We start from the raw sequence: 26856 nt of genomic DNA, 5'->3' as shown, positions 1-26856 counted from the left end.
TGAACTGAACCCCAGAAGTTGGACGGTGGACGAACTATGCCTTCGCAAATTGAGCTCGGTACTCGACCGGGCTGAATCCCTGCAATTTGATCTTGATCCGGTCGTGATTGTAGTACCTGATGTACCTGTCGATGCCAGTTCGTAACTCCTCGACGTCTCGGAACTCATTGAGGTAGTAGAACTCTGACTTGAGCGTACCGAAGAAGCTCTCAATGGCCGCGTTGTCGAGGCAGTTCCCTCTGCGAGACATACTCTGGGTAATTTGACGCTCTTCAAGGCGACGTCGATATTCTGGCATTCGATACTGCCAGCCCTGGTCGGAATGCAGGACTGGCTTATCGCCGGATCTCAACCGGTTGAACGCCTTCCCTAGCATCGCGCTCACCATATTGAACAAGGGACGCCTGGCCATCTCATACGACACGATTTCGCCATTATAGAGATCCATGATTGGCGACAGATACAGCTTCTGACCGCCCACGTTGAACTCCGTGACGTCCGTCACCCACTTTTCGTTCGGACTGCTCGCCTGAAACCTGCGCTCGAGTACATTGGGCGCTACGTGGCCGAGCTGTCCTCTGTAGGCACGATACTTCTTCACCCGCACGCAGGATTTCAATTGCAGTTGGACCATCAATCGTCGGACGGTCTTGTGATTGATCAAGTGCCCCTCCCGCCGGATGACGGCTGTGATCCGGCGGTAGCCATAACGCCCCTTGTGTTGATCGAACAACGTGCGAATCTTCGCTTTCATATCAGCATACTTATCGACCATCTGCAATGCCTTCTGCTGATAGTAGAAAGTACTGCGCGCAAGTCCAGCGACCTTCAGAAGGCCCGCAAGCGGATATTGTTGCCTTAGCTCAAGCACGATTTGCGTTCGCTCTCTCGCGCTGACTGCTCGCTCGCTTGAACCAAGGCCCTCAGCTTTTTTAGATATGCATTCTCCATACGGAGACAGCGCAGCTCGTCCAGCAATTCCTTGCGGCTTCTCGCATCATCGGCTTGTTCCGTTTCGTTCTGCAATTGAGCGTTCTTCGTCATCTTCCTGCGACGTCCCCTGGAACCCCACGACAGGGCGTCCGGTCCGCCTTGATTGTATTGCTGTGAGCTCGATAGCCAGCGATCCATTGGCGCAGCGATGAAACGTCGACGTTGTGCCGCTGAGCGATAGTCTTCAGACCAGCCTCGCCAGAACAGTAGTCCCTGACCGCGGCCAGCTTGGCTTGCTCCGTATATTTTCCCATGAACCCCTCGGGTTGATGTCCAACCTTCGGGGTTCAGTTCATTCGTTAGGTGGACACGATACTCCCAAGAGCCTTACCGATCCTCAAGATGGGTTGCCAAGCCGCTTACAGATGGCCGCGCATCTCGGTCGACTTTGTAACGACAAACGATTTGATTGATTCGGCTTAGGGTTTGCTCACCGCGTGGTTGTGCACGAACGTTGAAATCGCTTCGACAACATGGTCTGCCAGAGGTAGGTCTGGGTCCGAATAAGCGGCGAGGTTTTCATTCCGGTCTACTGTGCGAACGGATTTGAGAACGTGGTTTGCGTTGGCGATCAGCACGAGTTCGGCTCGGGGATATGCCTGCTTGAGCCGTTGCGCGTCGTGGGTGCTGACTTGAAGATCGCGTAGCCCCTGAATGATGAGCACTGGCTTTGTGTAATCCGCCAGAAGGGTTGCGGGATCAATTGCCAATTCGCTCATCAGAAAGCGCTGCACCTGCGGCCTGAACAACGGCATAAGACGCCGATCGATCTTTGTCGCGTCCACAGTTTGCCCAGCTTCGAGGGCGTCGAGTACCTTCATCGCGTTATCCAGGATAGGGGCGTTCGCAGAGTTAGAACGAAGTTGTTCTCTCAATACTTCTCCGAGCGGGCGTCCTGCTGTGGATAACAGAATCAAGCCGCAAATGTCCTTCATGCGCTGTGCGGCTACCAGCGTCACCAATCCGCCTTCGCTATGGCCCAAGAGCCAAACACACGAAACGCCAGCGCGCTTTCGGATAGTCGCCACCCACGACTTAACATCCGCCGCGTAGTCGTCCAGCGTAACGTCATCTGCGTCAGGTATTGCCGACGCGCTACCGTACATGCCCCTCTTGTCGATTCGAATCGACGCGATACCGTGACTTAGAAGCCCCTCAGCAAGCAGCCGGTACGTTGAAGCCCGAAGGCCGTTTGGGCCATTGCCGTTCCGGTCGGTTGGGCCCGAACCCGGCACGATCAGAACCACCGGGACGTCTTGGTTGGCAGGCGAAAGCAGTGTACCCTGCAACGGCCCCGCGGGACCCGGCGCGGCGATGTTCGCCCGCACCGTCTGCGATGGTATTCCTGACTGGATAGCAGCAGCCATTGTGATAGTGGCGAGAATACCCATTCGAGTCCTCGACGTGCGTGCAGAGCGTCCATAAGGCGGCGAATCGATTGTCGACGATGTAGACTGCCGCGTCGAGTGTCCCTTTGTGGCCGGCGTCGGTGTCGCCGCTTACCTGATGCTCGTCGGACGCGCTGGCTCCGACCGCGGCGCTTGCTGCTCGGTGTAGCGGTTCCCGATCGAGATGGTCGTAGTTTAGTGAGGTTACGAAGGCTACCGCTGGTCCCTGCTGGGTGTGGTCTGTTGCTGGTCGTGTCGGGCAAACTCGTCTCGTTCGATCTTATGCGGCGAGTGCCGGCTTCGTGAGGGGCGCGCCGCTAGCCTCTCAGTGGCCCCAGCGGTCTCCGTGGCCTCAGGGCTCCAGCAAACGAACGAGCCGCATCTCCTCGAAATCCAGCTCCGACTCGATGCGATGGAGCACGGCGTCGTCCACTCGGCCGTTGCGATGCAGATCGAGCAACGCGCCCCGCGTCACGCCGACGAGTTCGAGCTCTACGCGCAAGAGCTGCGCACGCTCTTCGATCCTCAAGCCGCCCGTGAGGTGCGCGCCCTTGTTCGCAGTCACGCGAACCTTGTACTCAGCGATCAGGCGATCGAGCGTGGCACGCGGAATAGGCAGGCCCTGTTTCGCCATGTCCTTCACCGCGTCGAGCGCCGCGCCGAACGAATGGGCGCGCGCTTCGTGCTCGGACATCGTACGGCGCGTGGCCGGGCGTAGTTTGAGCCAGCGGATCAGCGGGGCGAGGCTGCCGCCCTGCACGACGAGCGTGGCGATGATGAGCAGGAAGGTGCTGAAGACGATCACGTCGCGCCCCGGAAAGTTCTCCGGCAACGCGATGGCCGCCGCCAGGCTGACCACGCCGCGCATGCCCGCCCAACCCATGACGATCGCTTCGGCGAACGACCATGCCTCGCCGCCCGAACGGCGCGCGCGCAAGCGGCTTGGCAACCAGACCGCAGCGAGCACCCAGACCAGCCGAGCGACAATTGCGGCCGCCGTTGCCGGCAGCGCGACTCGCAAGCCGGCCATCACGACGGCGCTTTCGTGATTCACGCGCGCGAGGATCTCGTGCAGCACGAGGCCGATCATGATGAACACCAGCGCGTCGAGGATAAACACGACCGCTTCCCAGGTCGCTTTCGCCTTGATGCGCAGGTCGGCGCTGAACACACGGTGCTGTCGGATGCCCAGCACGAGCCCGCACGTCACGACCGACAGCACGCCCGAGCCGCCCACGGCTTCCGCGATGCCGTAGCTCGCCCACGCCATCACGAAGGTGACGACGATGCCCAGCATCGGCTCGCGCAGGCGCGGCAGGGCCCAGCACATGACGTGGCCACACAGCAGGCCGACGATGATGCCGATGAGGATCAACTCGACGAACAGGCCCGTCGCGCTCGCGAACGTGATGGTGGCCGCGAGCGCCGCCGAAACGGCCATTTGATACAGCAGCAGGCCCGAAGCGTCATTAACGAGGCTTTCGCCTTCGAGCACGGCCACGAGTCTGGCGGGCAGGGGATAACGCTGCAGAATCGCTTTCGCCGCCACGGCGTCGGGCGGCGAGACGATTGCGCCGAGCGTGAAGCACGCGGCCCACGGCAACGCGGGGTTGACGGTGTGGACAGTGACCGCCACGGCAACCGTCGTGAAGGTCACCGCGCCCAGCACAAGCGAAACGATGGTGCCCAGTTCCTCGCGAAACTCCTTCCACGCGGTATAGAAAGAACTCGACATCAAGAGCGGCGGCATGATGGCCGCAAGCAGCAGATCCGGGTCCGTTTGCGGCACGCGCTTGCCCGCGACCGCAATCACGCAGCCGCCAAAAAGCAGCACGACCGCAGGAGGAATGGCAATGCGCTCGGCAAGCCATGTCAGCGCGCCCGCTCCACAGATCAACAAGAGCAGATAGTGGAAAAATTCGACGTTGGTCACGATGCCTGGTGCGTTGAGTGATAGGGAGAAACTCGGAAAAAGCGGACGCCGACGGTTGGAGCCGTTCGGCAGCATATATCACTTCATATTTGCGTGTCGTTAAGCGAAGGCGGCGGCACGCGACTTTGTGGCCCGACCGTTATACGAAGGTTTCGGTCACTGTAGCTTTCTCGTGAGACCGCGATGCGATTGCATAATTGCGAGGCAGGCGAGCCCGGCGATATTCTGGAGCGCATCGGTTGCCGCGCCATGCGACAACTCAACGAAGCCCATCAGGAGCATTTCAGAACATGAACACGTTGCTCGCCGAAAACCTCACTTCACCGCTACAGCCCGGCGTGCAAGCGCCGGACTTCACGTTGCTGGCCACGCCGGACCAGAAAATGTCGTTGTCGGAATTGCGCGGCGCGCCGGTCATCATCGCCTTTTACCCGGCCGACTGGAGTCCGGTTTGCGGCGACGAACTCGGCTTGTTCAACGCCGCACTCGACATGTTCAAGCGGTACAAGGCGCAGTTCGTGGCCATTTCCGTGGATAGTGCGTGGTCGCACGCCGCCTTTTCCGCGCAGCGCGGCTATCACTTTCCGCTGCTGGCGGACTTCGAGCCCAAAGGGGCGGTCGCCAGCAGCTACCGCGTTTATCGCGCGGCGGAAGGCGTGAGCGAACGGGCGCTTTTCGTGCTCGACGGGGACGGCGTCGTGCGCTGGTCGGAAGTCTCGCCGATCAGCATCAATCCGGGCGTGGACGGCGTGCTCGACGCCCTCCAGCATCTCGTCTCCACCAAGCAAGAGAACCTGTCATGAGCCATCTCACTGCGCCCGTTGGGCACGCCGATCATGTGCAGGGCGCCGCGGATGCGCCGGTCACGCTCGTCGAATACGGCGACTTCGAATGTCCGTATTGCGGCGCGATGTATCCCGTCATCAAGGCAGTCCAGCAAGCGATGGGCGAGCGTCTGCGTTTCGTGTTCCGGCAATTTCCGCTCGCTTCGATGCATCCGCACGCGCTTCATGCAGCCGAAATGTCGGAGGCCGCAGCGGCGATCGGACGCTTCTGGGAAGCGCACGACGTGCTCTATGAAAACCAGAGCGCGCTGAACGACGGGGCGCTCGCGACCTACGCCTCGCATATTGGCATTCGCGCGAGCGACTTGAAGGTGGCGTTTGAAGGCGCGTATGACGAACGCATTCAAGGCGATTTCGACGGCGGCTTGCGCAGCGGCGTCAACGGCACGCCGACGCTGTTCATCAACGGCCGGCGTTATGACGGCGGTCGCGACGCCAGGAGCCTGCTCGAAGCGCTCAACACCGTCGCGGCCGGCAAGTGAGAGGGCAGACCGTCAAGCCGGGGTGAGCACCCGGCTCTGGCTTTCTGCGAAGGGCCACGCATGATTTGCGACGATGCGCACCCTGGCGGCAGGGCCGTCTTGCTCTGTGCGCAGCCGATCGAACTTGCGCTGCATGTCGGCCGCTTCGCCGCATGCCGCGAGCCGCTCCTGGGCGAAGATTCTCGTCAGCGCGAACATTTCGAAGCGTGTTTTCATGCCTTCTTGCCGACGCAACAAAAGCGACTTTTCTGCAAGGAGCGCAAGCGCATGCTCCACGGACGCAGCGTCATGCTGAGAATCGGCCGCGATCCGAACGGCTTCGCTCGCATCGAAAGCGCGTGGGAAAACGGCCAGCCGCCGCAGGGCCACGCGTTCCAGATCGCAGAGCGTATTTTCGCTGCGCAGGAAATTCGCCTTCAGCGTGCGCTGATGCGCGGGCAAATCCTTCATGCGCGACTCGAGCGCCAGGATGCGCTGCTCGAAATCGCCTGCGAAAGCATCGAGTCCGGCTATCGCAGCGGCTTCGGCGGCGAGTTCGATGGCGAGCGGTACACCGTCGAGCGAATTGCACACTTCTCGCACGGCGGCCATGCCGGCTTCGCTCATGCTATTACCTCCACTCAATGCAAAAAAACGCGCGAGAAATAGCTCGACCGCTCCGCATTCGGGTGCGCGTTTCGCTGCCGCAACCAGCGTTAAAGACGAGAGCGGCGGGACGATCACCCGCGCCTCATAAGAGAGGTTCAGCGGCACGCGGCTCGTGACAAGCGTGTGGATGCCGGGGCAGTCTTTCAGGACGGCGTCCACGCAGTGCGCCACCGCATCCGCCAGAAGCTCGCAGCCGTCGAGTATCAGGAGCGCCTTCTTTGCAGTGAGCGCCTGCGCTAACGATGCAAGAGAATGTGCACGCTGCGCCGACCCTGCAAGCGTTGCCTCTGCGATCTTAGCGACAATCTCCTTGATACACGAGACGGAATCGAGCGAAACAAGGAATACCCCGTCGCTGAAGTTTGGCAGTGCTTCGAACCCCAAAGCCACGGCCAATCGCGTCTTGCCAATGCCGCCCGCTCCCAGCAGCGTAAGAAGCCGTGTTTCGCCCACGCGCGCCGACAGCGTCGCCACGGCGTGCTCGCGGCCCAGCACTTTGCCGGGCGTGCGGGGCAGGTTATGACGTGTTGCTTCGGTCTTTGCGCGCGAGGGTTCGCCGGTTCCGGGAGTGGCTTCGCATTGCTTCAAGCGGTAGCCACGCCTGGAAACCGTGGTGATCAGATCGCGGTCTTTCCCAAATGCGCGGCGAATGGCGGAAATGTGTACGTGCACGTTATTTTCCTCTACCACGCAATCCGACCACACCTTTTGCAGGATTTCATCCTTGGAAACGAGCTTGCCATCCGCGAGAATCAAGACTTCGAGAATGTCGAAAGCGCGTGTTCCCAGCGTCATTTCCGATCCTGCCCGATAGACCTTTCTCGTCACGAGATCGATTTCGACATTTCCGATGCGTTTCATCATTCCATCCGGTCTGGTTTGCAATGGTCTCTTCATGCGCCTGCGTCCCAATCCTTATACGGGCGCGCAGTATCCGTAAGACTATCGATCTCGAAGCGCGCAGTGAATATGCATGGAATCGGTCATGAGGTTGCGCGGTGCGCAATACGATTTAAGGAACTCGTAACGGGCTCCTTAAAGTGTATTGCCCGCATTGCTCATTACACGCATTCAACAACCGCGCGGCGTTAGGGTGTAACCTCCCCATCACAAAGTCATTGCGCAGCATGCGCGTCATGGAGCCATGGATAAACTTGTAGCCCTCAAGACCCTGCTCGAGGTCGCGGACGCCGGAGGATTCGCCAAAGCGGCAAAGCGCATGGGGGTCGCCACCTCGTCGGTGGCGCGCCTGATGGACGCCCTGGAGGCGCAACTCGGCACGGCGCTGCTCACGCGCACGCCACGCCGCGTGAGCCTGACCGACGCTGGCGCGAGCTATGTCGAGCAGGTATCCAAGGTGCTCGACGGATTGACGGAGGCTGACGAAAGCATCCTCGACAGCGGCGCGGCACCAATCGGCACGCTGCGCATCACTGTTCCCACGACCTACAACCGCGTCGTGCTCGCGCCGCACCTTGCAGCGTTTTTGCGCGAGCATCCCAATGTAGCGCTCGACATTGTCGTTGCCGATCACATGATCGATCTGGCGCTGGAGCGTATCGATATCGCCATCCGCATCGGCCTGCCTTCCGATAACCCCAATCTCATAGCGAAAAAGCTGGCGGAGAATCCACGCGTGGTAGTGGTGAGCCACGAATATCTGGAGCATTACAGCGTGCCGCTCACGCCCGCCGAACTGACCGACCATCAATGCCTGCGCATCGCGTACGGCGGCAGCTATCGAGCCCGTCAAACGTGGACGTTCATGCGAGCGGGAGAGCAGGAACGAATCAACGTGCGAGGGCGGCTCGTTTCCAATAGTCTCGATATGCTGCTCGAGGCCGTGCTCGCGGGCCAGGGGCTCGCGCTATTGCCGGAATGGCAGGTCAGGGAACATATCAACGCGGGTCGACTCATGCATCTGTTCGCGGACTACCGCGTGACGCCGCACGGCGACGAGGCAGTCGCGTATGCGGCGTATCTGCCTAACCGGCGGCTCTCGCGAAAAGTGCGGGCGTTTCTCCAGTTCGTCGAGGGCCGGGTGGAATAGAGCATTGATCGACTGACGCGACTGCATCGCGCGATCACGCTATTGCGTGCTTGCGCCGAGGCCGAACGACTGCGCTAGTTGTTTGCCTCGCGCGATGAGCGGGCCGAGTTCCGTGCGCCTCGCCGTTGCCCACGTTGCCAGCGCGGCTTCGACATTGTCGGCTGGGTTCAGGCCGCTCAAGGTTTGTGCAAGCGTGATCGCGTCGTCGGCCGCCTTCGAGGTGCCGGAGGCCGTGTGCGGGCGGACCGTGCACGCGGCGTCGCCCACCAGGGCGACGCGTCCCACGGCAAACGACGGACTCAATGCGTCGAAAATCGCCTGAATGAATGGTGCCTGCGTGTGCGTCATCAATTGCTCCAAGACAGGCGGCAGCTTTTCGCGTGCGCAATCGTGCAGGTACGCCGTAGCTTCGGCCGAAAGCCCTCCGGGGCTCACGGAGGCATGGTGACGATGTCCTTCGCGATCAGTTAGATAGCGGCTTAGCGCTGCGTCGGTTTCGTTTCGATACCACAGCCAGTTGAATCGCCGTTCGCCCGGTTCGATCGCCCCATCCAGTGCGGGAATGGGAAACGTCATGAACAACGCATCCCGTTCGCGCACGAGCGTGATGCTGTTATCCAGTTCGGCGACCAGATGTGCCGGAAGCTGCGCTTCTTCAACCACGCCGCGCCACGCGAGATAGCCCGCATACGACGATTGATAATCAGGGAAAAGCATGGCGCGCAAGCCAGAGCCTGCGCCGTCCGCCGCAACCAGCAGATCGGCGGTGACCATTTCGCGTGCGTTGATTTCGATTTCCACGCTGCCTTGCAGGTTTCGCACGTTCGTGACCGGCTCGCCATATCGAACGGCATCGGGTGGCAGCATCTCGCTCAACGAGCGATAGACCGCGTCCCACGACGAAAACGGCACGATTTCGCGGCCCTCGTCGATGAGAGAGCCATCTGAAGCCAGCCATCGCCGCCACTCGACCGGCACGGCAAGCGTCTTGCGCGTAGCATGACCGTGCTGCTCCAGAAAGCGCATCATCTGGCGTAGGACCGCAACGCCGCCACCGTGGCCGCGCATGCCGGCGGCCGTGCGCTCGAATATCGTTACGTCGTGGCCGACGCAACGCAGCGTCAGCGCGGCCGCCAAACCCGCAATCGAGCCGCCGACAATGGCAGTTTTCATGTGCGTCACCCATCCGGACGTTCAGACGCTGTGCGCGGGAATGCGCATCAACTGGTTGCCGAGCATGATGCCTCGCGTCGTCATGGCGCGGCCCACTCGCATCTGCTCCGCGTTCCAGCGCGAGAGCGCCCGGTCGAGCGCGCCTTCGCCCGTGTGCTGCGGCTGCTGCGCCGCCTCCAGTTCGCGCGCCAGGGCGTAAGCGTTGGCGGCCGCCTTGGCCGTGCTGCCGGCGGTGTGGGGGCGCGGAACCGAAGCGGCGTCGCCGGTGAGCAGCACCCGGCCGTAGCGCATCGAGTGCGTCTGCACGTCGACAATGGGCTGCATGAACGGAATGTCGGTGGCATGCACGAGCGCGCGGAACGTCGGCCCGAGCAGCGTTTGCGCTTCATCCTTCAGGCGGTCGATGTCCACTTGTTTGGCAGTCCCGGGCGGAAGCGAGAATGGCCGTTGCACGCCGTTGCGATCCACGAGCAGGTCTCGCAGTTCATCGGTGTCGTAGCGGCGGTACCAGACCCAGTTCCAGCGGCGGCGGCCGGGCTCGGTGGAGTCGTCCTCGCCCGGCACCATGTAGGCGAGCGCGGAGTGTCCCACGCCGTCCGAGAACGCAAAGCGATCGCGCAATGTGTCGGTGGCGAAGGCGGCCAGGTCCGGTTCGTCGATCAGTCCGCGCCACGCGACATAGCCGACATAGCGGGGTTTCGTCTCGGGTTCGAGCAGCGTGCGCAGCGTCGATCGAACGCCATCCGCGCCGATCAGCAGGTCGGCCGTGTGCCGATGGCCGCTTTCGAAGTAAGCCGTGACGCGCTCGCCATCGTCCTCGAAGCGGGTAAAGCGCTCGCCAGCGTGCAACGTGCCGTCCGGCTGCGCGCGCTTGAGTGCCTTGTAGAGCAGGCTCCACGACGTTTGCATTTGCGGCATGTAGAAGCGGCTGACGATGCGGTCCGATTCGTCGAGGTAGATCCGGTCGCCGGAAAGCACGCCTGGCGGATGCGGCACGGGGACGTCCGCGAATTCGAAGGCATGCGTCACATCGGGCTGCAACACGACGCCGCCGCCGCGGCTTTCGAGTTCATGCGCCGAGGCCTCGTACACAGTCACGTCCCAGTTGGCCGCGCGCAGCGCTGCCGCGGTGACGAGTCCGCCCAGCGATCCGCCTACCACGACGGCGTGCGGTTGGGTATCACGGCTCATGCGAATCTCCCTTGAAGCGCCTTGGCGAAAACAACCGGTGGTTGTGCGCCGTTCACGATGAATTTGTCGACGAGTATCGTCGGGACAGAGCGAATGCCGAGTGCGTCGGCTTTCGCGCGCGAGGCCTTGACGTCGATGTCGCCCGCGTCGGAGTCGAGGTAGGTGCGTGCCGCTTCGGCGTCGAAGCCCTCGCTCGCCGCGAGATCCACCAGCGTGTCGAGCTCGCCGATATCGCGGCCCTGCGCGAAGTACGCGCCGAAGATGGCGTCGTAGAGCTGTTCGGCCTGCCCAGGCGTGCCCGCGCCGAGTGCGTGATGGATCAGGCGATGGGCGAGGCGCGTATTGGGCGTGAGTTCGATGCGGCTGAAGTCGAAATGGACATCGGCCGCCACGCCTGCCGCCGTCACAGCCGCATCGAGCATGTCCGAATGGGCGAGGCTGCCGAACTTGCGCGTGCGGTAGGCGCGGCGGTTCATGCCGCCACGCGGCATTCCCGGGTTCAGTTCGAAAGGCAAAAAGATGTTGTCGTAGCGATTCTCGCAATCCGCTATCTTTGCGCCGGCCTTCAGGTTGCGATGGCCGATCCAGCACCAGGGGCATATGAAGTCGTACGCAAGTACGAGTTGTGTGCGTTCCACGAAACGTGCTCCAGACAAAAATGCGTCGTATGGAGGCTATACGGGAAGGCGTGGGAACAGAATGCCATGACCGCGCAACACCAGATTGCGTGGCGCGCAACTTACCGCGTGCGAGCAGGCCCTAGGTCCTGGCGGCGCGCCGCCACGCGCCGGGCGTCGCACCGCACATCTTGAGGAACACCCTGCTCAGGTGACTTTGATCCGAAAAGCCGCAGATCATGGCGATTTCTGCGAGCGACTTTTCCGTGGTTTCGATCAGCACGCGCGCTTCGGTAATGCGCTGTTCGAGCAACCATTGATGCGGCGTGCGACCCGTGGTTCGCGCAAACGCACGAATGAAATAGGCGCGCGAGAGATTGCACTCGCTCGCAATGTCGGCGATCGAGTTGCCGCTGTCCGAGCGCAGCAGCAGAAGCTCCTTCGCCCGGGCTTCCTGTGCGGGCGTGAGCGTCCCTTTGGACTGCGCTTCGTGATGCGCAAAGTTGCCATATTGACGCGCGAGATGGATGCCGATGCACAGGCCGACGTGGTCGACGAACAGCTTGTTCAACGGCCCGGACGTGTCGGTGGTTGCAGCCAGCGCGCTCGCAAGGTGATAGAGGACAGTGTCTTTTTTCCGCGGCGAGCAGGTGAGCCCGCGGATCACGGGGCTGCCGTGTTCGTCGGCGAGACGGGCGAGGAATTCGGGCGATAACTCGACGAGAACGAAATCGAAATCGCCGTGAAGTTCAGCGGAATACGGCTCGGAAAAATCGCGAATATAAATCGAGCTCGAATCGAAGCGACGTTCTTCGCTGCGTGCGCCGCGAAAGAGATTGCGCCGATGCCCGCCCTGCAACGCAATGCCGGCCAGAAAGCCGCGATCGCAGGCCTCGGTCGAGACGCGCTCCGCCCGGGCGTCGTCCATGCCCTTTCGGTAGATCTGGAGGTCGCCGCTGCCGATATGCAGGTCCTTGCGCAACCGGCTCGCGGTACAGCCGAGCCCGTCGCGCTTGACTGGCGCAGCGGCGGGAGACGGGCTGATTTCGTTAGCGAGCTGCATTGGGCGGATTCTCGTGCGGAATGGCTCGTACGGTGGCGCAACCGGCGTGAAGTCACCGCGCTCGCGGCATTCGCCATAAGTCAAAAATACTCGGGCGATTATATCGGAACTCGCGATTGGCGTTGCGGGCGCTAAAACACGTCTGAAGATTAAAGTTTTTTAATTAGAGCAGCCACGTTAAATGCAGTCCAATAAACCATTTCGATTGGGATGGGAGGCAATCGGGGGCAAGTCAGGCCTTGTGGCGACGCAGTTCGGACCCATCTTAAGCCGGATCCATCCCGTTGATTTTTAATGTGTCTCGGAAGCCGGATAAGACGGCGTTGGAGCCGTTTTGTCCAAAAGTCATCAAATTTTGCATCAAAGCGGTGCATACGATGATTTTACTCCCTGCTTCAAGCGGGTTGGCATGGAAAGCGCGCTCGCCGCCCGGTGTGCATTTTTCTTCAAGACTCGCGCGTTACATCCTGCTTACAATCCGGTCGTGTGATCTTTGATGGCAAGCTCGACTAGTCAGAATTGGCAGTGATCGTGCCGCACCGTCCGGCGGCTCAAGGGAACGTCCATGATCAAAATTGGCGCCTTGCTCGTGAATTTCGAGCAACGTGAGATTCTGCGCAACGGCTTGCCGTTGCGTATAAGCGCGCGCGCGTTCGACATTCTGGAAGTGCTCTTTCGGGCCAATGGCTCGATCGTGACCAAAGACGACATCATCGACTCGGTCTGGCCAGACCAGATCGTCGAGGAAAACCGCCTGCAAGTGCACATCGCGGCGTTGCGCAAGGCGTTGGAGGCCGATCGCGAGCTGATTAAAACTGTCACGGGCCGCGGTTATATTCTCATCCCTCAAGCGCCGCTGGCGCCGCAGGGCGCGCTCGCCTCGAATTTGCCGGGCCGCCCCACCGCGCTGGTGGGCCGCGACGCGGATGTCGAAAACGTGGTCGCGAAGCTGGCGGAGTCGGCCGTCGTCACCCTCGTCGGCGCAGGCGGCATCGGCAAGACCGCGCTGGCGATTCGCGTCGCCGAGGTCGCGCAGGCGCAGTTCGCCCATACCGTTTGTTTCGTCGAATTGGCCTCCGCGAATTCACGCGAGTCCATGCTCGCTACGATGGCACTGGCCCTTCAGGTGGGCCCCGCGGAAGTCTTGCAGGACACGCGCGCGCTGCTCGCGAGAATGCCGCCGGAAGGCGTGCTGCTGGTGCTCGACAACGCCGAGCATGTGGTCGATGAAGTCGCGGAGCTTGTCGAAAATCTCGTCGCTCATGCGCGTTGGCTGCGTGTGCTCGTCACGAGCCGCGAGCCGCTCACCATCCGCGCGGAGACCGTCTATCGGGTCGAGCCGCTGGCCGTGCCCGCTACGGAAGATACCGTCGAAGCCATGCTCGATCATGGCGCGGTTCAGCTATTTCTTCAGCGCGCGCGTGATATCGCGCCGCGTTGCGCGGGGGACGAGGCCAGTGTCCGGGCGGTGGCGGACATCTGCCGTCAACTGGAGGGCTTGCCGCTCGCGATCGAACTGGCGGCGGCGCGCGTGGCGACGCTCGGCATCGAAGGCGTGGCGGCGCGGCTCGATGACCGGCTCGATCTCTTGAGCGGCGGCTTGCGCCTTGCGCTACCGCGCCACCAGACCTTGCGGGCCACCTTCGACTGGAGCTATGCGCTGCTCGACGCGGAGGCAAAGGGGCTGTTTCGCAGCCTCGCGTTCTTCACCGGCACATTCGCCTTCGAGGCGGTTTGCGCCGTGGCCACCGAGCCTGGCGTGCCGATCGCGGCGGCCATTACGGCGCTCGGCGAACTGGCCGCGAAATCGCTGCTCACGGTCGAGTTTCATGGTGCGATCGCGCTCTACCGGCTCACGGAGTCGACGCGCGCCTATGCAATGGAAAAACTCCACGACGAAGGAGAGGTCCAGCGCGTCGCGCAGCGCCATCTGCGTTATTTGCAGCGCCAGATCGAAGATCGCTCGGCCCTCGTGCCGCATCGAAGCAAGAGTGCGCAAGCGCATTCCTCGCTCGACGCGGCGCGTAGCACGTGGGATTGGGCGTTTTCATCCGATGGCGATGCGGCGCTGGGTGTGGCACTGGCGGGCTCACTGGTGGGCACGCTGCTCGACGCCTCGCTGGTGCACGAATGCCGCGAGCGCGCCCATCGGGCGCTCGAAACGCTCGACGCGCTGCCCAAGGGCGCCGTGGACGCCACCTGCGAAATGCGCGTGTGCTCCGCATACGCGGCCGCGCTCCTGATGACGGATGGCGCGGCGGCCGACGCCGCCGCGCTCTGGCGCCGGGTGCTGGATCGGGCCACGGGTTGCGCGGACGCCATCTTCGAGACGCGCGCCATGTGGGGCCTGTGGAATGCGGCCATGACCGCGGGCGACATTCATGCGTCGCTGCGCTTCGCCACGCGTTTCGAGGCGCGCACGTTGCGGGGCGGTTCGGCGTGGCAAAAACTCTGCGCGAGCGCGACGCTGGCGGCATCGCTGCATTGCTTCGGCGAACACGAACAGGCGCGCGACCGGCTGGAGCGCGCGCTCGCGTCGCTTGAGGTGAGCGGGCCGCGAAGCCGCGCCGACACTGACCTCGCCATCGATCCGCGCATCTTCGGCACGGGCACGCTCGCGCGCATCGCGTGGATGCAGGGGGAAACTGCGCTCGCGCTCGACCTGATCGAACGCGCGATCAACCTCGTGCGCGCGGACATGCTCGAGCCTTCGCTGTGCCATCTGCTTGCGGTCGTGGCGGTGCCCATTGCGCTGGCGTGCGGGGAGTCGGACCTCGCGGCGAGCCATCTGGCGTTGCTGCGCTCGCAAGCGGCGCTCAACCGTTTCGAAGTGTGGAAAGACTACGGCGAATGCCTCGCGGGCCAGTTGGCGCTGGAGGCGGGCCGCCACGAAGAAGGGCTTTCCCGGCTCGAAGCGGGGTTGGCGAGCCTGGAGGCCCGTGGATTCCGCAGGCTGACCTCGGCCCTGACGGTTTCGTTCGCGCAAGCGTTGTTGCTGGAAGGGCGGCTCGACGAGGCGCTCGCGACAATCGACGAGGCGCAGCGGCGCACTGCCGCGGATGGCGACCACGCGTTTGAGGCCGAACTGATGCGGGCAAGCGCCCAGGTGCACCTCGCGCGTTCGCGGGCGGGTTACGCTTCAGGCGACAAGACGCGCGCGCGCCTCATCGACGCGGGGCATCGCAAGCTTGCTCAAGCGATGGCGCTTGCACGCGAGCAGGGCGCATGGCTGTTCGAACTGCGCGCGGCGCTCGATCTCGGCGAGTCGATGGTGCAGGAGGGCGCGCTTCGCGATGCCTATGCGTTGCTCGCGCCGTTCGAGCGCTTCGGCGGCGAGCAAGCGGCGCAGGGAGAACAGGGAGAAGGCCCGCGCCTGCCCGAAATGCGCAAGCTGGCCGCGCTGCGCCGCAAGCTCGACACGCCGGGGCTGCGTGACGTCGACATGGCCGACGCCATGTAGCGCGTGGGTAACACGCGCACTCGGCTTTCTGAAGAGCGGTTTCAGGATTATTCAGGTTTCACAAAAGACATGGCTTTTCCGCGTCGCTAAGCTGCGGTAGCGAAATCGGGGTGCAGACCGTTCGACGTTTCAGGGTCTGTGCGCCCATCGCTCATCAGCCTGAACGCAGTGAGCTCGCCCGGGCCTTCCGCGGCGAAGCAACGACGGAGAACACATGACTACGCAGCAAATCAATACGAATACCATTCTCACCTCGCGCCGCCGCATCCTTTCCGCAGGCGCGGGCGTGGCCGGCGCCATGGTCGCCATGTCGAGCCTGCCGGCCGCGGCGGCCGCCACGACCGGGGCGCCCGCGCATGCGCACGGCACGGGCCATCATCATGGCGGCAACTATGTGAGCGCCAAGGACGGCACGCAGATCTACTTCAAGGATTGGGGCACGGGCACGCCGGTGGTGTTCTCGCACGGCTGGCCGCTGTGCGCCGACGCCTGGGACGCGCAAATGCTCTTCCTCGTGAACCAGGGCTACCGCGTGATCGCCCATGACCGCCGCGGGCACGGCCGCTCGGGCCAGCCCTCCGAGGGCAACGACATGGACACCTACGCCGACGACCTGGCCGCCGTGCTCGACGCGCTCGACGTGAAGGGCGCGATGCTCGTGGGCCATTCGACGGGCGGCGGTGAAGTTGCGCACTACATTGGCCGCCACGGCGAAAAGCGTGTGGCCAAGGCCGTGCTGATCGGCGCGGTGCCGCCGATCATGGTGAAGACGGCCAACAACCCGAACGGTCTGCCGATGTCGGTGTTCGACGGCATTCGCGCGGGGGTGGCCGCGAACCGCTCCCAGTTCTACCTCGATCTCGCCACGCCGTTCTACGGCTTCAACCGCCCGAACGCGAAGGTCTCGCAAGGTCTCGTGCAGGAATTCTGGCGCGAAGGCATGGCCGGTTCGATCAAAGGCCAGTACGAGTGCATCAAGCAATTCTCGGAAGTCGATTACACCGACGACCTGAAGAAGATCAGCGTGCCCACGCTGATCCTGCACGGCGACGACGACCAGATCGTGCCGATCGACGATTCGGCGAAGCTCTCGGCGAAGATCGTCAAGAACGCCACGCTCAAGATCTACCAGGGCGCGCCGCACGGCATGTGCAGCACGCACGTCGATCAGGTCAACGCGGATCTGCTCGCCTTCCTCAAGGCCTGACGATCCTGCCTGAGAAGCAGAAGGGAAAGTGATTCAAGCCGCGCCGCCTATGCGGCGTGGCTTGAATTGCGTCGTCTCGTGCTCAGAAAAGCCATCATAAGTCTTCAGGTTTTACACAGGACTTTCAGTTGCAGATTCCATAAAGTGGGGTTCTTGCAAAGTCCTTGAAACCGCAACGATTTTCCGGATGCGATGAATGCGGTGCGGTGCGAGTCTGCTGCATGCAATTCGGACGACAAAAGAACTCCCTCAAGACACAGGAGAGCGTCGATGAGCGCATCCGATCAACCTCGGCGTATTGCCGACCTGGTGATCTACAACGGCAAGATCGCGACCCAGGACGAGCGCCGCTCGTTCGTCACGGCGCTCGCGGTTGCCGACGGCAAGATCGTCGCGTCCGGCAACGAGCGCGACGTCATGCAATGGGCGCGCGACGACGCGCGCCGTATCGACCTCAACGGCCGCACGGTGATTCCCGGTCTGAATGACTCGCACTTGCACGTAATTCGTGGCGGCCTGAATTTCAACATGGAGTTGCGCTGGGACGGCGTGCCTTCGTTGCAGGACGCGCTGGAGATGCTGCGCGCGCAGGTCGCGCGCACGCCCGCGCCGCAATGGGTGCGCGTGGTGGGCGGCTGGAACGAATTCCAGTTCGCCGAAAAACGCGGCCCCACGCTTGAAGAACTCAACGCGGTCGCGCCGGACACGCCGGTATTCATCCTGCACCTGTACGACACCGCGTTGCTGAACGCGGCGGCGTTGCGCGCCGTCGGCTACACGCGCGACACGCCCAATCCGCCGGGCGGCGAGATCCAGCGCGACCGGCGCGGCAATCCCACCGGCATGCTGATCGCGCGACCCAATGCGGGCCTGCTGTACGCCACGCTTGCCAGGGGCCCCAAGCTGCCGATCGACGACCAGATGAATTCCTCGCGCCAGTTCATGCGCGAGTTGAACCGCCTCGGCGTGACGAGCGCGATCGACGCGGGCGGCGGCTACCAGGCCTACCCCGACGACTACGCCGTCATCATGGAGCTCGCGCGCCGCGAGCAACTCACGATCCGCATTGCCTATAACCTCTTCACGCAGAATGCGAAGCGCGAGATCGAGGACTTCGCGCGGTGGGTGAAGGCCACGCGGCCCGGCGAAGGCGACGACTTCCTGAAGGTCAATGGCGCGGGCGAAATGCTGGTCTTTTCGGCCGCCGACTTCGAGGACTTCCTGGAGCCGCGCCCCGATCTGCCCGAGGAGATGGAGAAGGAACTGGAAGGCGTGGTGCGCCTGCTGGTGCAGAACCGTTGGCCGTGGCGCTTGCACGCGACCTACGACGAGTCGGTCAGCCGCTTCCTCGACGTGTTCGAGCGCGTGAACGCCGACACGTCGTTCAACGGCCTGCGCTGGTTCTTCGACCATTGCGAAACGATCTCGGATCGCAACATCGAGCGGATTGCGGCGCTGGGCGGAGGCATTGCCGTGCAGCATCGCATGGCCTACCAGGGCGAGTATTTCATCGCGCGCTACGGCGCCGAAGCGGCGGCCCACACGCCACCCGTACGCGAGATGCTGGAAGCGGGCCTGCCCGTGGGCGCAGGTACGGACGCCACGCGCGTGGCGAGCTACAACCCTTTCGTTTCGCTCTACTGGCTCGTTTCGGGGCGCACGGTGGGCGGCACGCCGATGTACGCGCAGCGCGACCGGCTCGAGCGCATGGAAGCGTTGCGCCGCTACACGGTGGGAAGCGCCTGGTTCTCGAACGACGAAACCAGGAAGGGCGCACTCGTGCCGGGCCAGTTTGCCGACTTCGCCGTGCTGAGCGACGACTTCTTCACGATCGAGGAAGCGTCGATCAAGCATCTGACTTCGGTGCTGACGGTCGTGGGCGGACGCATCGTTTATGCCGCCGCGGAGTTCGACGCACTGAGCCCGCCCGCGCTGCCGGTGAGCCCGTCGTGGTCGCCCGTGGCCGAATTCGGCAGCTATGCGCGCTACAAGCCGGCAACCGCGCTTCATGCCGCCGTGCCCGCGCAGTCGTGCAGCGATGCTTGCGTGAACCTGTGCGGCATTCACCAGCACGCGCATGGCCGGGCGTGGAGCAGCAACGCCCCGGTATCGGACCAGAACGGGTTCTGGGGCGCGCTGGGTTGCAGTTGCTTCGCGTTTTGAACGGGAGCACGCTGAGATGAAACGCACCGACGTCACTCGCGCCGCGCTTGCGTCAACCACCGAAAATAACGATCGGGACATCCGGAAGGGCTTCTATGCAAACAGCGTCGTGGTGCACGGTCAGCGAAGTCGCTGGCGTGCGGATTCCGCGCACGCCCGTGGCGACCGCGGCTGTCGAAAGCGCATGCGCCACGTTGCCGCCCATCCTGCTCGGGCACGCCAACCGGGTGTTCATGTTCGCGATGCTGAGGGCGCGGCGCTGGGGCATGGAATGCGACACGGATTTACTTTACGTCAGTGCGATGTACGCGAACATGGGCCTGAGCCCCGCGTATTCGCATTCGACGCTGCGCTATGAAATCGACAGCGCCGACGCGGCCCGGCATCTGCTGCACTACTACGGGATGAAAAGCCAGAAGCAGCATGATGCGTGGCTCGCGGTCGCCCTGCATACATCGCCCGGCATTCCGGCGCGAGTGACGCCGCTTTCGGATCTGCTCGCGGCGGCGGTTCGCACCGATCTGATTGGCACGAATCTGCATCTGTACACGGAGCACGAGCGGGCAAGCGTGCTCGCGGCGTTTCCTCGCGGGCAAGGCTACAAGCAGGAAGTCATTCGCGCCTTCGGGCGCGGGATCGCTTTTCGGCCACAGACCGCCGTGGGCAATCAGTGCGCCGACGTGCTGGACCGGATCGACCCCAACTATCGCCGCATCAATTTTTGCGGGCAGATACTGGGTTCGCCCTGGCTGGAGTAGAGGATGCAGGGGCCGCGCTGTTTTGGAGAACGCGACATGTCGTCCATGAAAACCATCACACTCACGAGCGAATCATCGTGCAACAACGAACTCTAAACACGCGAGCGCGCTTCGCGGGAAGCGTGCTCGAATCGCTTTTGGGCGAGAACGGCATGCTCGCTTTCATCGCGGGCTATGTCGACACGCTCGGCTTCGTGGCCCTCTACGGTCTTTTCACCGCACATGTCACCGGCAACTTCATCCTGATCGGTTCAGGGCTCGCGGGTGCGGGCAACGGCCTTTCGATCAAGCTGCTGGCGTTTCCGGCGTTCGTGAGCGGCATTGTTGTCGCGCGCCTGCTCGACGACACACTGCGCGAGCGCCCCGAAAGCACACGCGCGGTGGGCCTCTACCTCTTGCAGATCGCTTTCCTCGTTGCCTTCATGCTCGCAGGCGTATTCGCTGCGCCCATCACGAACGCGAATGCGCCGCTGACCATCGTTTGCGGGCTGCTGGGCGCGGCCGGCATGGGCGTGCAGAACGCCCACGCGCGGCTCGCGACGCGCAGTGTGGCCGCGAACACGGTGATGACGGGCAACGTCACACAGGCCGTGATCGACGCATTCGATCTGCTCGCGCCCGGCACGGCGCACATTGACCGGGGCGAAGCGCGCACGCGGCTCGTGCGCACGCTGCCGCCGGTCCTCGCATTCGCGCTGGGCGCGGGCGGCGGGGCGCTGGGCTGGTTGATGGGCTCGTTCTGGGCGCTCATCTTGCCGCTCGTGATGCTTGGGGTGCTCGCTTGCTGCGCGTCGCGAATGGGGCGTGAAAGCGCGTGACGGCTGGCTGACACGCTTCAGCCTTCAATTCAGGCGCGTCCGGTCGTCCTTCACGACGATCCCCAGCCGATGCGCGAGAATGACAAGTTCTGCGAACGAACGTGCACGCATCTTGCGCATCGCACTGCTGCGGTAGACGCGCACGGTGACTTCGCTAATGCCAAGCTCGTCCGCGATCTGCTTGCTCAATTTACCGGCCGCGGCGGCGGCCATCACCTCGCGCTCGCGCTCGATCATCGCTTCGAAGCGCGCGAGCACATCGTTATCGTGCCGCTCGCGGGTCAACCTTGCGGCGTCGCGTTCCAGCGAGATCGCAATGGCGTCGAGCAGATCCTGATCGCGAAACGGCTTCGTGAGGAAGTCGATGGCGCCCGCCTTCATCGCCCGCACGCTCATGGGAATATCCGCATGACCGGTGACGAAAATCACCGGAATCGGGTCATGCTCCGATTTGAGCAGGTCTTGCAGCGCAAGCCCGCTGCTTCCCCTCAGTCGAATGTCGAGCACGAGGCAACTCGGCCCCGTGTTGCGCTTGCAAGTGAGGAAGTCCTGCACGCTCAGAAAACCCTGTGCATCGACGCCAACGGAGCGCGCAAGCAGGCAGATGGCCTCGTTCATGACTATGTCGTCTTCGACGACATAGACCGTGAAGACTTCGCTGGCTAGCTCTTGGTTCAAGAATGTCGCTGATTTCACGATTCAACCCGGATTGCGTGGGATCCGAACAGACAGGAGGCTAACGCGCGTAACCGGGAAAGTCTTGAATGTTAATGCTGCGCGCGCGCCGGGGTGCGACATCGTGCCAGGCGATAGGCAGCGTCATGACAAACTCGGCGCCGTCCTCCACGTTAAAGGCATCGAGCGTCCCGTGATGGCTCTCGACGATGGAGCGGCAAATCGCCAGGCCCATCCCCATGCCCGACGCCTTCGTCGTATAGAGCGGATCGAATATCCGCTCGAGGACGTCTGCCGGAATTCCAGTGCCGCGATCACGCGCGGACATCACGACCTTTCCCTCACTCACTCTCGTGGAGATCGCAAGCGTGCGCGTTTCCAGCACCGTTTCGCTCATCGCCTCCACGGCGTTGGTAAACAGGTTGAGCACCACCTGCTGCAGCTGGACGCGATCCGCCTGAACGATCGCGTCGCCGGCTTCCAGTTGGGTGACGACGCGGATTTGCTGCGCTAGTGCTTCCGGTTGGAGCAGGTCCAGCACGTCGCGCACGACGTCGTCCATGCGTAGCGGCGCGAGAATCGCGGGCGCCTGCTTGGCGAGTGCGCGCAGCGCGCGAATGATTTCGACCGCACGCAAGCTCGTTCGCTTGATGTGGTCGAGGCCCGCCGCGACTTCCTCGAGATTGGGCGTGGCGCGCTGCAACCAGCGCAGGCTGGCGTCGACCGAAGTGGCGATTGCGGAGAGCGGTTGGTTCACCTCGTGGGCGATGGAGGCTGCGACGCTGCCCATGACCGTGAGATGCGAGGTGCGCGCGAGTTCGTCGCGCGCGTAGCGCAGGTTGACTTCCGCATTCAGGCGGTGCTCGCTTTCCTCGACGAGCCTTTCGTACAGGCGGGCGGTTTCGAGGGAAACCGCGACCTGCGGCGCGAGCACTTCAAGGCCGGCGACGCGGCTCGGGTCAAAGACGCCAGGCGCGAGATTGTTCTCCAGATAGACGACGCCAATCAGCGATCCGCCCCGCAACAGCGGCATGCAGAGCACCGAGCGTTGCGTGCGCCCGGCGCTAGTGCGCGCGCGCAGCAACGGCGATTCGACGCTTGCTTCCGCGAACACCAGCGTCTTTCGCGTGCGAACGACGCTATTGAGCACGGCGAGCGGCAAGGCTTCATCGTCGGGTGCCACGGATCTGAGCGTGACCGCCATGTGATTCGATTCGACGCGCGCCAACGCTTCGATTTTCGGCCCGTCGTCGTGCATGAGCAGCAAGAGGCCGTATTGCGCCCCGGCGTACACGGTGATGCCCGTCAGCAACCTCTCGACCAGACGATCGGTCACGGCTTCGCCCGAGATTGCCTTCGCGGCTTCGACGCCGAGCTCGACAAAGGGCTGCTGCCGCACTTCGTTGCGCGGACTCGCTTCGTCGGTCGCCACGGACGCCAGTTGCGGGTGGCGTTCGTGAATACGCTCCTCGGGTAACGCCGCGCCCCAGCGGCCATAGCAGATTGCTGCCTGATGCAAATGATGGCGCGCGGAGCTCTCCAGCGCATGCGCCATGCAAAGCTCGCCCGCGAATTCGTGCGCGAGCGCCTGTTCGTGCGTGAATCCCGCTGCTTCGGCGGCTTGTGCGGACTTCTCGTAAGCGACGAGCGCGCCGAAGGCATCGCCCTGGAGCCGCGCGATTTCAGCGTCGATCAGGAGGAGCTTGTTGCGAAACGTCGCACCGTTTTGATTGGCCCAGCGCGCGAACTGCACGCGCTGCGTGCGAAGCTCGAAAAGCGCGCTGTCGTGCGAAGTGAATTGCCCGCGTGAAATTGCGAGCGCGCCATACCAGTGGCAGTCGGCCACGTTGATATGCGCGGGCACGGTCCAGGCAAGCGCCCGCGCATCGTCGAGGCGAGTGCGCGCGGCGCAATACGCTCCGGCGAATAGCTTCGCGAGGCCGTCATAAAAGTACAGGAAAAAGCGGGCGATCTGCGAAACCGCGGCGCCGGTGTGCTCGAGTCGATCCGTGCTGTCCTTCGCTCGCTGCAACTGGTGAACGAAATCGCGTTGTGCCAGCAGGACCGCTTCGATATCGCGGTACTGGATGATCGCTGTGAGTTCGAGTCCCCGTTCGACCTCTTCGTCGACGAGCGACAAATTTTCGCCCATGGCAATCACGTCGGAAACAATGTGATTGCACGCGTAACAGGCCATGCCGATGTCGCCCGAGGCACGCCCCAGCACGCGCGCCTGCCGCGCGTGCTCGAGCGCGAAAGAGAGCGGGCGCGTCCATACGCTGACCTGATCGATGGCAACGAGCGTGGCCACGCGCTGCGCTTCGAAACCGTGCTGATCGACCAGCGTCAGCGCAGCCTGTCCGTAGGCGAGCCCTTCGTCAGCCGCTTCGTACATGCCTGCGAACAGGACGCCGAACCACGCGAGACCATACGGCGACTCGGGCGTCACGCCATGTTCGAGCGTGAGTTCGACCATCTTGGCGAGATGCAGGATGCCGAGCCCGTCAGTCACGAAGAACGAGGAAGTGAGCGTGGCGAGCAGGCCCATGACGATCTGAATGCGCCGGTCCTCGCAGGGTGGCAGATGGCGCACGCTCGCGATCGCGCGGCCCCGCAACGCGATCTGTACCGACTCGCACGCGGCGCGCATCTGTTCGGCTGTTGGCGAGCGGTGCAGATGTACGCCCAGCAGCGCAAGCCCGGCCAGCGCGGTGGACAAAGCGCCTTCGTAATCGGACTGGACGGTCTGCAGGACGGCCTTGAGGCGATGCACGCCGGCCCGGTCGAGAATCGCGAGCGGGTGGGCGAGCAACGCGTCGATGCGTTGTTGAGCATCCGTGAGTCTGGCCTGCGCCAGCAAACACTCGCAGTGCAGCAGTTGGGCGCCGTAAGTCAGGCCATAGTGGTTCGACCACCACTGTTCATCGACCATGCCGAGGGCCACGTTGGCATATTCCGTTGCCTGGTCCAGGGCCGCGGCGTTGCGTGCGCGCTTGCCCGCCAGGATCAATACACGAACATACGCAACCCGCGTTTCGGGGTCGAGCGCTTCTTTGGGTGCGCGCTCGATCTGACTGGCAATATCGAACGCAGACTCGGGGAGACTCGCACGCCAGTAGTCGATCATCACGGAGGCGATGCGCGCGTGATAATGCGGCTTCGTTTGCGCATCGATACGCGCGTAAGCGGATTCGAGCACGCGATCGTGCAAAAACGCGTAAGCCTCGGGTTGAGCCGCGAGCAGATTCGCATCGACGAATGGGCGCAGACGCTCATGAACGTCGCCCGGCGTGATGCCGCCAATTTGCGCGAGCAGTGCCACGTCGCATCGCACCCCGACGCAGGCGAGCCACTCGACCAGTTTCACGCTTTCCTGCGGAAATCGATCGAAGCGGCGAATCAGCAGGTCGATCACGTTGTCGGAGTAAAGGCGCTGCGCGATGATCGCTTCGTCCCACGTCCAGGCCGCGGCTTTGACGCTGTAGCCCAGCACTTCGTCGTCGATCAGCATGCGCAGGAGCTGGCGCGAGAAGAATGGATTGCCGGCCGTTTTCGCGTGTACGGCGCGCGCCAGAGGCTCGACGCGCTCGGCCGGTTCGTTGAGCGTCGCGCCAATCAGACCGGCGAGGTCACGTACCGAAAGCGCTTGCAGACGCACTTGCGTCACGCGCGTCGTCTTGCATGCGTCGAGTTCGCGCAGCCACTGGTGCGGGCCAGGCCGCTCGACGGAGGATTCGCGGTGCGCGCAAAGAAGCAGCACGTGCGGCGGCGGTTCCGAAGAGAACGCCCTCAGAAACGCGAGGCTCGCGGGGTCGGCCCATTGAACGTCGTCGAAGAAAATGACGAGCGGCGCGCCTGGCTGTGCGAGCGCTGCGAATGTGTGCAGCAGCGCGCGCACGAGACGCGCCTGGGCGAGCGGCGCGGCCACGTCGGCAAGCGGCGCGCCGGGGCCGATGACGTGTTCGACTTCGGGTACGAGTTCGGCGATCGCTCGCCCTTGCCCCTCGAGGCGTTGAGTCCAGCGTTCGCGAACGGACGCGAGCAGGTTGTCGGCCTCGCCGAGCAGCGCCAGCGTCAAGGCGCGCACGATCTGGACGACCGGCGCGTAAGGGATCGTGGTGCGAAGCTTGTCGGCCTTGCCGGACGCGAATCGGGAGCCGAGGCGCTGCACGTCGTTGAAAAGCGATTCGACGAGCGCTGACTTTCCGCAGCCGCCGCTGCCGGAGATCAGCACGACTTCGGTCTTGCCGGTCGCGGCCACGCGCGCAAGCGCATCGTCGAGCAAGGCTTTCTCGGTTGCCCGGCCAAACAACCGGCCAGGCAGGCTGAGGAGATGAGACGATGCGCCGGCATCCACGGCCACGCGGGCTTCGCCGCCAGGCGCGCAAAGCGAGTTGCGGATGCGTTGCAAGTCCGCATAGGCGGCAGCGGCCGTGACATAGCGTTCGCGCGGGTCTTTCGCGAGCAGCCTGAGCAGGACTTCGGCGAGCGGCTCGGGCACGTCCGCGCGGTGTCGGCGCGGATGAAGAGGTTCGATTGCGAGGCGCGCGTGATACCAACCCGCCGCGCTTCGCGCGTCGATGGGCAATTCGCCGGTCAGCAGGGCGTAGAGCGCCACGCCCAGCGCATAGAGGTCTGCGCTTTTTCGATCGGCAGGGGCGTCATTGAGCGCGACTTCCGGAGCCAGATACGGCTGCGCGCTCAGGCGTTCGCGATACGCCTCAGGCGGCGCGGGATCGAATCCGGTCAGGCGGATTGCGCAGGCTTCGGCGTCGGCTTCGAGGTCGGCCTGGGCATTGGCGAGCACGATGCTGGAGAGTTTCAGATCCCCGTGGCAAAGGCCCGCTGAATGCGCTTCGCCTAGTGCGCGCGCTGCGCCCGCGGCCACGGCGAGAAACGCTTCGAGGCCGAGTTGCCGAGTGTCCAGAGAGGAGGCGAGCGTGCTGCTCGCGCCTGCCTCGTACACGATGATGAAGCGTTCGCCACCCCAGATGGACTCCACCGGCGGCAGGCCCCAAGGCATGCTAATTTGTGCGCTGACGGCAAGTTCGCGCTTCAGGCGCTCGCAGCCGATTGCAGAGGTGTTCAGCGCATGGCGCGCGAGCCAATACCTGCCGTCACCGGGCTCGCGCAGCAGGCAGGTCGTGACGCCGTCGGCATGGTCGAGTTCGCGCTTCTCGCAGCGCTCGAACCAGGCGATGTCGAAGTGCACGCCAGGGAAAGCGGCGTCCACGGCCGCGCCATTCTCAATCTGTGCGGCAACCGGGTGGGAGGGCTTGGCATGCGTGGTCATTGAATGGGCAGCTTGTTAGCTTCGCGTTCGCGGGCCGCGGATGCGCCGTCGCAAGAACCTCGTGGAGAAGTATTCAAGGAATACTGGAATAGCGTATTC

Annotated in this window: 17 protein-coding genes and 1 pseudogene; 8 read left to right on the top strand and 10 right to left on the bottom strand. The window is 63.3% G+C overall.

What is annotated here, in order from left to right; all coding sequences use genetic code 11:
- Positions 1-34: 34 nt before the first annotated feature.
- The 3 genes and pseudogenes from M3I53_RS14545 to M3I53_RS14535 form a co-directional block, all read right to left on the bottom strand.
- Positions 35-1247 (bottom strand): annotated as a pseudogene (locus M3I53_RS14545) (IS3 family transposase).
- Between the two features lie 165 nt (positions 1248-1412).
- Entirely contained in the window at positions 1413-2360 is a 948-nt protein-coding gene (locus M3I53_RS14540) for an alpha/beta hydrolase (protein WP_375542529.1), read from the bottom strand.
- 373 nt (positions 2361-2733) lie between these two features.
- A complete protein-coding gene (locus tag M3I53_RS14535; protein WP_254316605.1) occupies positions 2734-4314 on the bottom strand; it encodes a sodium:proton antiporter in 1581 nt (526 codons plus the stop codon).
- 290 nt (positions 4315-4604) lie between these two features.
- On the opposite strand from M3I53_RS14535, the gene M3I53_RS14530 reads away from it, so the two are divergent.
- Together M3I53_RS14530 and M3I53_RS14525 are read left to right on the top strand one after the other, a co-directional pair.
- A complete protein-coding gene (locus M3I53_RS14530) occupies positions 4605-5117 on the top strand; it encodes a redoxin domain-containing protein (protein ID WP_254316604.1) in 513 nt (170 codons plus the stop codon).
- Complete coding sequence (locus M3I53_RS14525; protein WP_254316603.1) at positions 5114-5641, top strand: DsbA family protein; 528 nt, start codon at positions 5114-5116, stop codon at positions 5639-5641. Before M3I53_RS14530 ends, M3I53_RS14525 begins: the two co-directional genes overlap by 4 nt.
- A gap of 12 nt (positions 5642-5653) precedes the next feature.
- On the opposite strand, the gene M3I53_RS14520 is transcribed toward M3I53_RS14525, so the two are convergent.
- Entirely contained in the window at positions 5654-7153 is a 1500-nt protein-coding gene (locus M3I53_RS14520) for a winged helix-turn-helix domain-containing protein (protein ID WP_254316602.1), read from the bottom strand.
- 280 nt (positions 7154-7433) lie between these two features.
- Between M3I53_RS14520 and M3I53_RS14515 the strand changes: the two genes are divergently transcribed.
- Positions 7434-8339 (top strand): LysR family transcriptional regulator, encoded by a 906-nt coding sequence (locus tag M3I53_RS14515; protein ID WP_254316601.1) that lies wholly within the window; start codon positions 7434-7436, stop codon positions 8337-8339.
- A gap of 39 nt (positions 8340-8378) precedes the next feature.
- Here the strand turns inward: M3I53_RS14515 and M3I53_RS14510 are convergent, their stop codons facing one another.
- The 4 genes from M3I53_RS14510 to M3I53_RS14495 all read right to left on the bottom strand — a co-directional run bounded on the left by M3I53_RS14510 (position 8379) and on the right by M3I53_RS14495 (position 12383).
- Positions 8379-9512 (bottom strand): hypothetical protein, encoded by a 1134-nt coding sequence (locus M3I53_RS14510; protein WP_254316600.1) that lies wholly within the window; start codon positions 9510-9512, stop codon positions 8379-8381.
- Between the two features lie 21 nt (positions 9513-9533).
- On the bottom strand, positions 9534-10703 hold the full coding sequence (locus tag M3I53_RS14505) for an FAD binding domain-containing protein (RefSeq protein ID WP_254316599.1): 1170 nt from the start codon (positions 10701-10703) through the stop codon (positions 9534-9536).
- Complete coding sequence (locus tag M3I53_RS14500) at positions 10700-11341, bottom strand: DsbA family oxidoreductase (protein ID WP_254316598.1); 642 nt, start codon at positions 11339-11341, stop codon at positions 10700-10702. The genes M3I53_RS14505 and M3I53_RS14500 overlap by 4 nt, the downstream gene beginning before the upstream one ends.
- 121 nt (positions 11342-11462) lie before the next feature.
- Positions 11463-12383: an AraC family transcriptional regulator gene (locus tag M3I53_RS14495; protein WP_254316597.1), complete on the bottom strand. Its 921-nt coding sequence runs from the start codon at positions 12381-12383 to the stop codon at positions 11463-11465.
- A 565-nt stretch (positions 12384-12948) separates the two neighbouring features.
- Here M3I53_RS14495 and M3I53_RS14490 point away from each other — a divergent pair.
- From M3I53_RS14490 to M3I53_RS14470, 5 genes are all read left to right on the top strand, one after another.
- Positions 12949-15843, top strand: a complete 2895-nt coding sequence (locus M3I53_RS14490; RefSeq protein ID WP_254316596.1) for a winged helix-turn-helix domain-containing protein — start codon at positions 12949-12951, stop codon at positions 15841-15843.
- Positions 15844-16057: 214 nt separating this feature from the next.
- Positions 16058-17050 carry an alpha/beta fold hydrolase gene (locus M3I53_RS14485; protein WP_254316595.1) on the top strand — a complete coding sequence of 331 codons (993 nt, stop codon included), beginning with the start codon at positions 16058-16060 and terminating at the stop codon, positions 17048-17050.
- 270 nt (positions 17051-17320) lie between these two features.
- Positions 17321-19213, top strand: a complete 1893-nt coding sequence (locus tag M3I53_RS14480; RefSeq protein WP_254316594.1) for an amidohydrolase — start codon at positions 17321-17323, stop codon at positions 19211-19213.
- Between the two features lie 95 nt (positions 19214-19308).
- Positions 19309-19971: a phosphohydrolase gene (locus M3I53_RS14475; RefSeq protein ID WP_254316593.1), complete on the top strand. Its 663-nt coding sequence runs from the start codon at positions 19309-19311 to the stop codon at positions 19969-19971.
- A 77-nt stretch (positions 19972-20048) separates the two neighbouring features.
- Positions 20049-20789 (top strand): YoaK family protein, encoded by a 741-nt coding sequence (locus M3I53_RS14470; RefSeq protein WP_375542526.1) that lies wholly within the window; start codon positions 20049-20051, stop codon positions 20787-20789.
- 24 nt (positions 20790-20813) lie between these two features.
- Here the strand turns inward: M3I53_RS14470 and M3I53_RS14465 are convergent, their stop codons facing one another.
- Together M3I53_RS14465 and M3I53_RS14460 are read right to left on the bottom strand one after the other, a co-directional pair.
- Positions 20814-21467, bottom strand: coding sequence for a response regulator transcription factor (locus M3I53_RS14465; RefSeq protein WP_254316592.1), 654 nt, complete (start codon positions 21465-21467; stop codon positions 20814-20816).
- A gap of 58 nt (positions 21468-21525) precedes the next feature.
- A complete protein-coding gene (locus M3I53_RS14460; protein WP_254316591.1) occupies positions 21526-26757 on the bottom strand; it encodes a trifunctional serine/threonine-protein kinase/ATP-binding protein/sensor histidine kinase in 5232 nt (1743 codons plus the stop codon).
- Positions 26758-26856: the final 99 nt, after the last annotated feature.

This window comes from Paraburkholderia sp. CNPSo 3272 (assembly GCF_024206495.1).
Lineage (GTDB): Bacteria > Pseudomonadota > Gammaproteobacteria > Burkholderiales > Burkholderiaceae > Paraburkholderia.
The sequence above is the reverse complement of the archived record's forward strand: the minus strand, read 5'-3'. Positions and strand labels throughout refer to the sequence as shown.

What these genes read in the sequence shown, in the direction of transcription:
- M3I53_RS14540 (WP_375542529.1), bottom strand. Translation starts at nt 2,360, where the DNA reads ATGGCTGCTGCTATCCAGTCAGGAATACCATCGCAGACGGTGCGGGCG.
- M3I53_RS14530 (WP_254316604.1), top strand. Translation starts at nt 4,605, where the DNA reads ATGAACACGTTGCTCGCCGAAAACCTCACTTCACCGCTACAGCCCGGC.
- M3I53_RS14525 (WP_254316603.1), top strand. Translation starts at nt 5,114, where the DNA reads ATGAGCCATCTCACTGCGCCCGTTGGGCACGCCGATCATGTGCAGGGC.
- M3I53_RS14520 (WP_254316602.1), bottom strand. Translation starts at nt 7,153, where the DNA reads ATGATGAAACGCATCGGAAATGTCGAAATCGATCTCGTGACGAGAAAG.
- M3I53_RS14515 (WP_254316601.1), top strand. Translation starts at nt 7,434, where the DNA reads ATGGATAAACTTGTAGCCCTCAAGACCCTGCTCGAGGTCGCGGACGCC.
- M3I53_RS14510 (WP_254316600.1), bottom strand. Translation starts at nt 9,512, where the DNA reads ATGAAAACTGCCATTGTCGGCGGCTCGATTGCGGGTTTGGCGGCCGCG.
- M3I53_RS14505 (WP_254316599.1), bottom strand. Translation starts at nt 10,703, where the DNA reads ATGAGCCGTGATACCCAACCGCACGCCGTCGTGGTAGGCGGATCGCTG.
- M3I53_RS14495 (WP_254316597.1), bottom strand. Translation starts at nt 12,383, where the DNA reads ATGCAGCTCGCTAACGAAATCAGCCCGTCTCCCGCCGCTGCGCCAGTC.
- M3I53_RS14490 (WP_254316596.1), top strand. Translation starts at nt 12,949, where the DNA reads ATGATCAAAATTGGCGCCTTGCTCGTGAATTTCGAGCAACGTGAGATT.
- M3I53_RS14485 (WP_254316595.1), top strand. Translation starts at nt 16,058, where the DNA reads ATGACTACGCAGCAAATCAATACGAATACCATTCTCACCTCGCGCCGC.
- M3I53_RS14480 (WP_254316594.1), top strand. Translation starts at nt 17,321, where the DNA reads ATGAGCGCATCCGATCAACCTCGGCGTATTGCCGACCTGGTGATCTAC.
- M3I53_RS14475 (WP_254316593.1), top strand. Translation starts at nt 19,309, where the DNA reads ATGCAAACAGCGTCGTGGTGCACGGTCAGCGAAGTCGCTGGCGTGCGG.
- M3I53_RS14460 (WP_254316591.1), bottom strand. Translation starts at nt 26,757, where the DNA reads ATGACCACGCATGCCAAGCCCTCCCACCCGGTTGCCGCACAGATTGAG.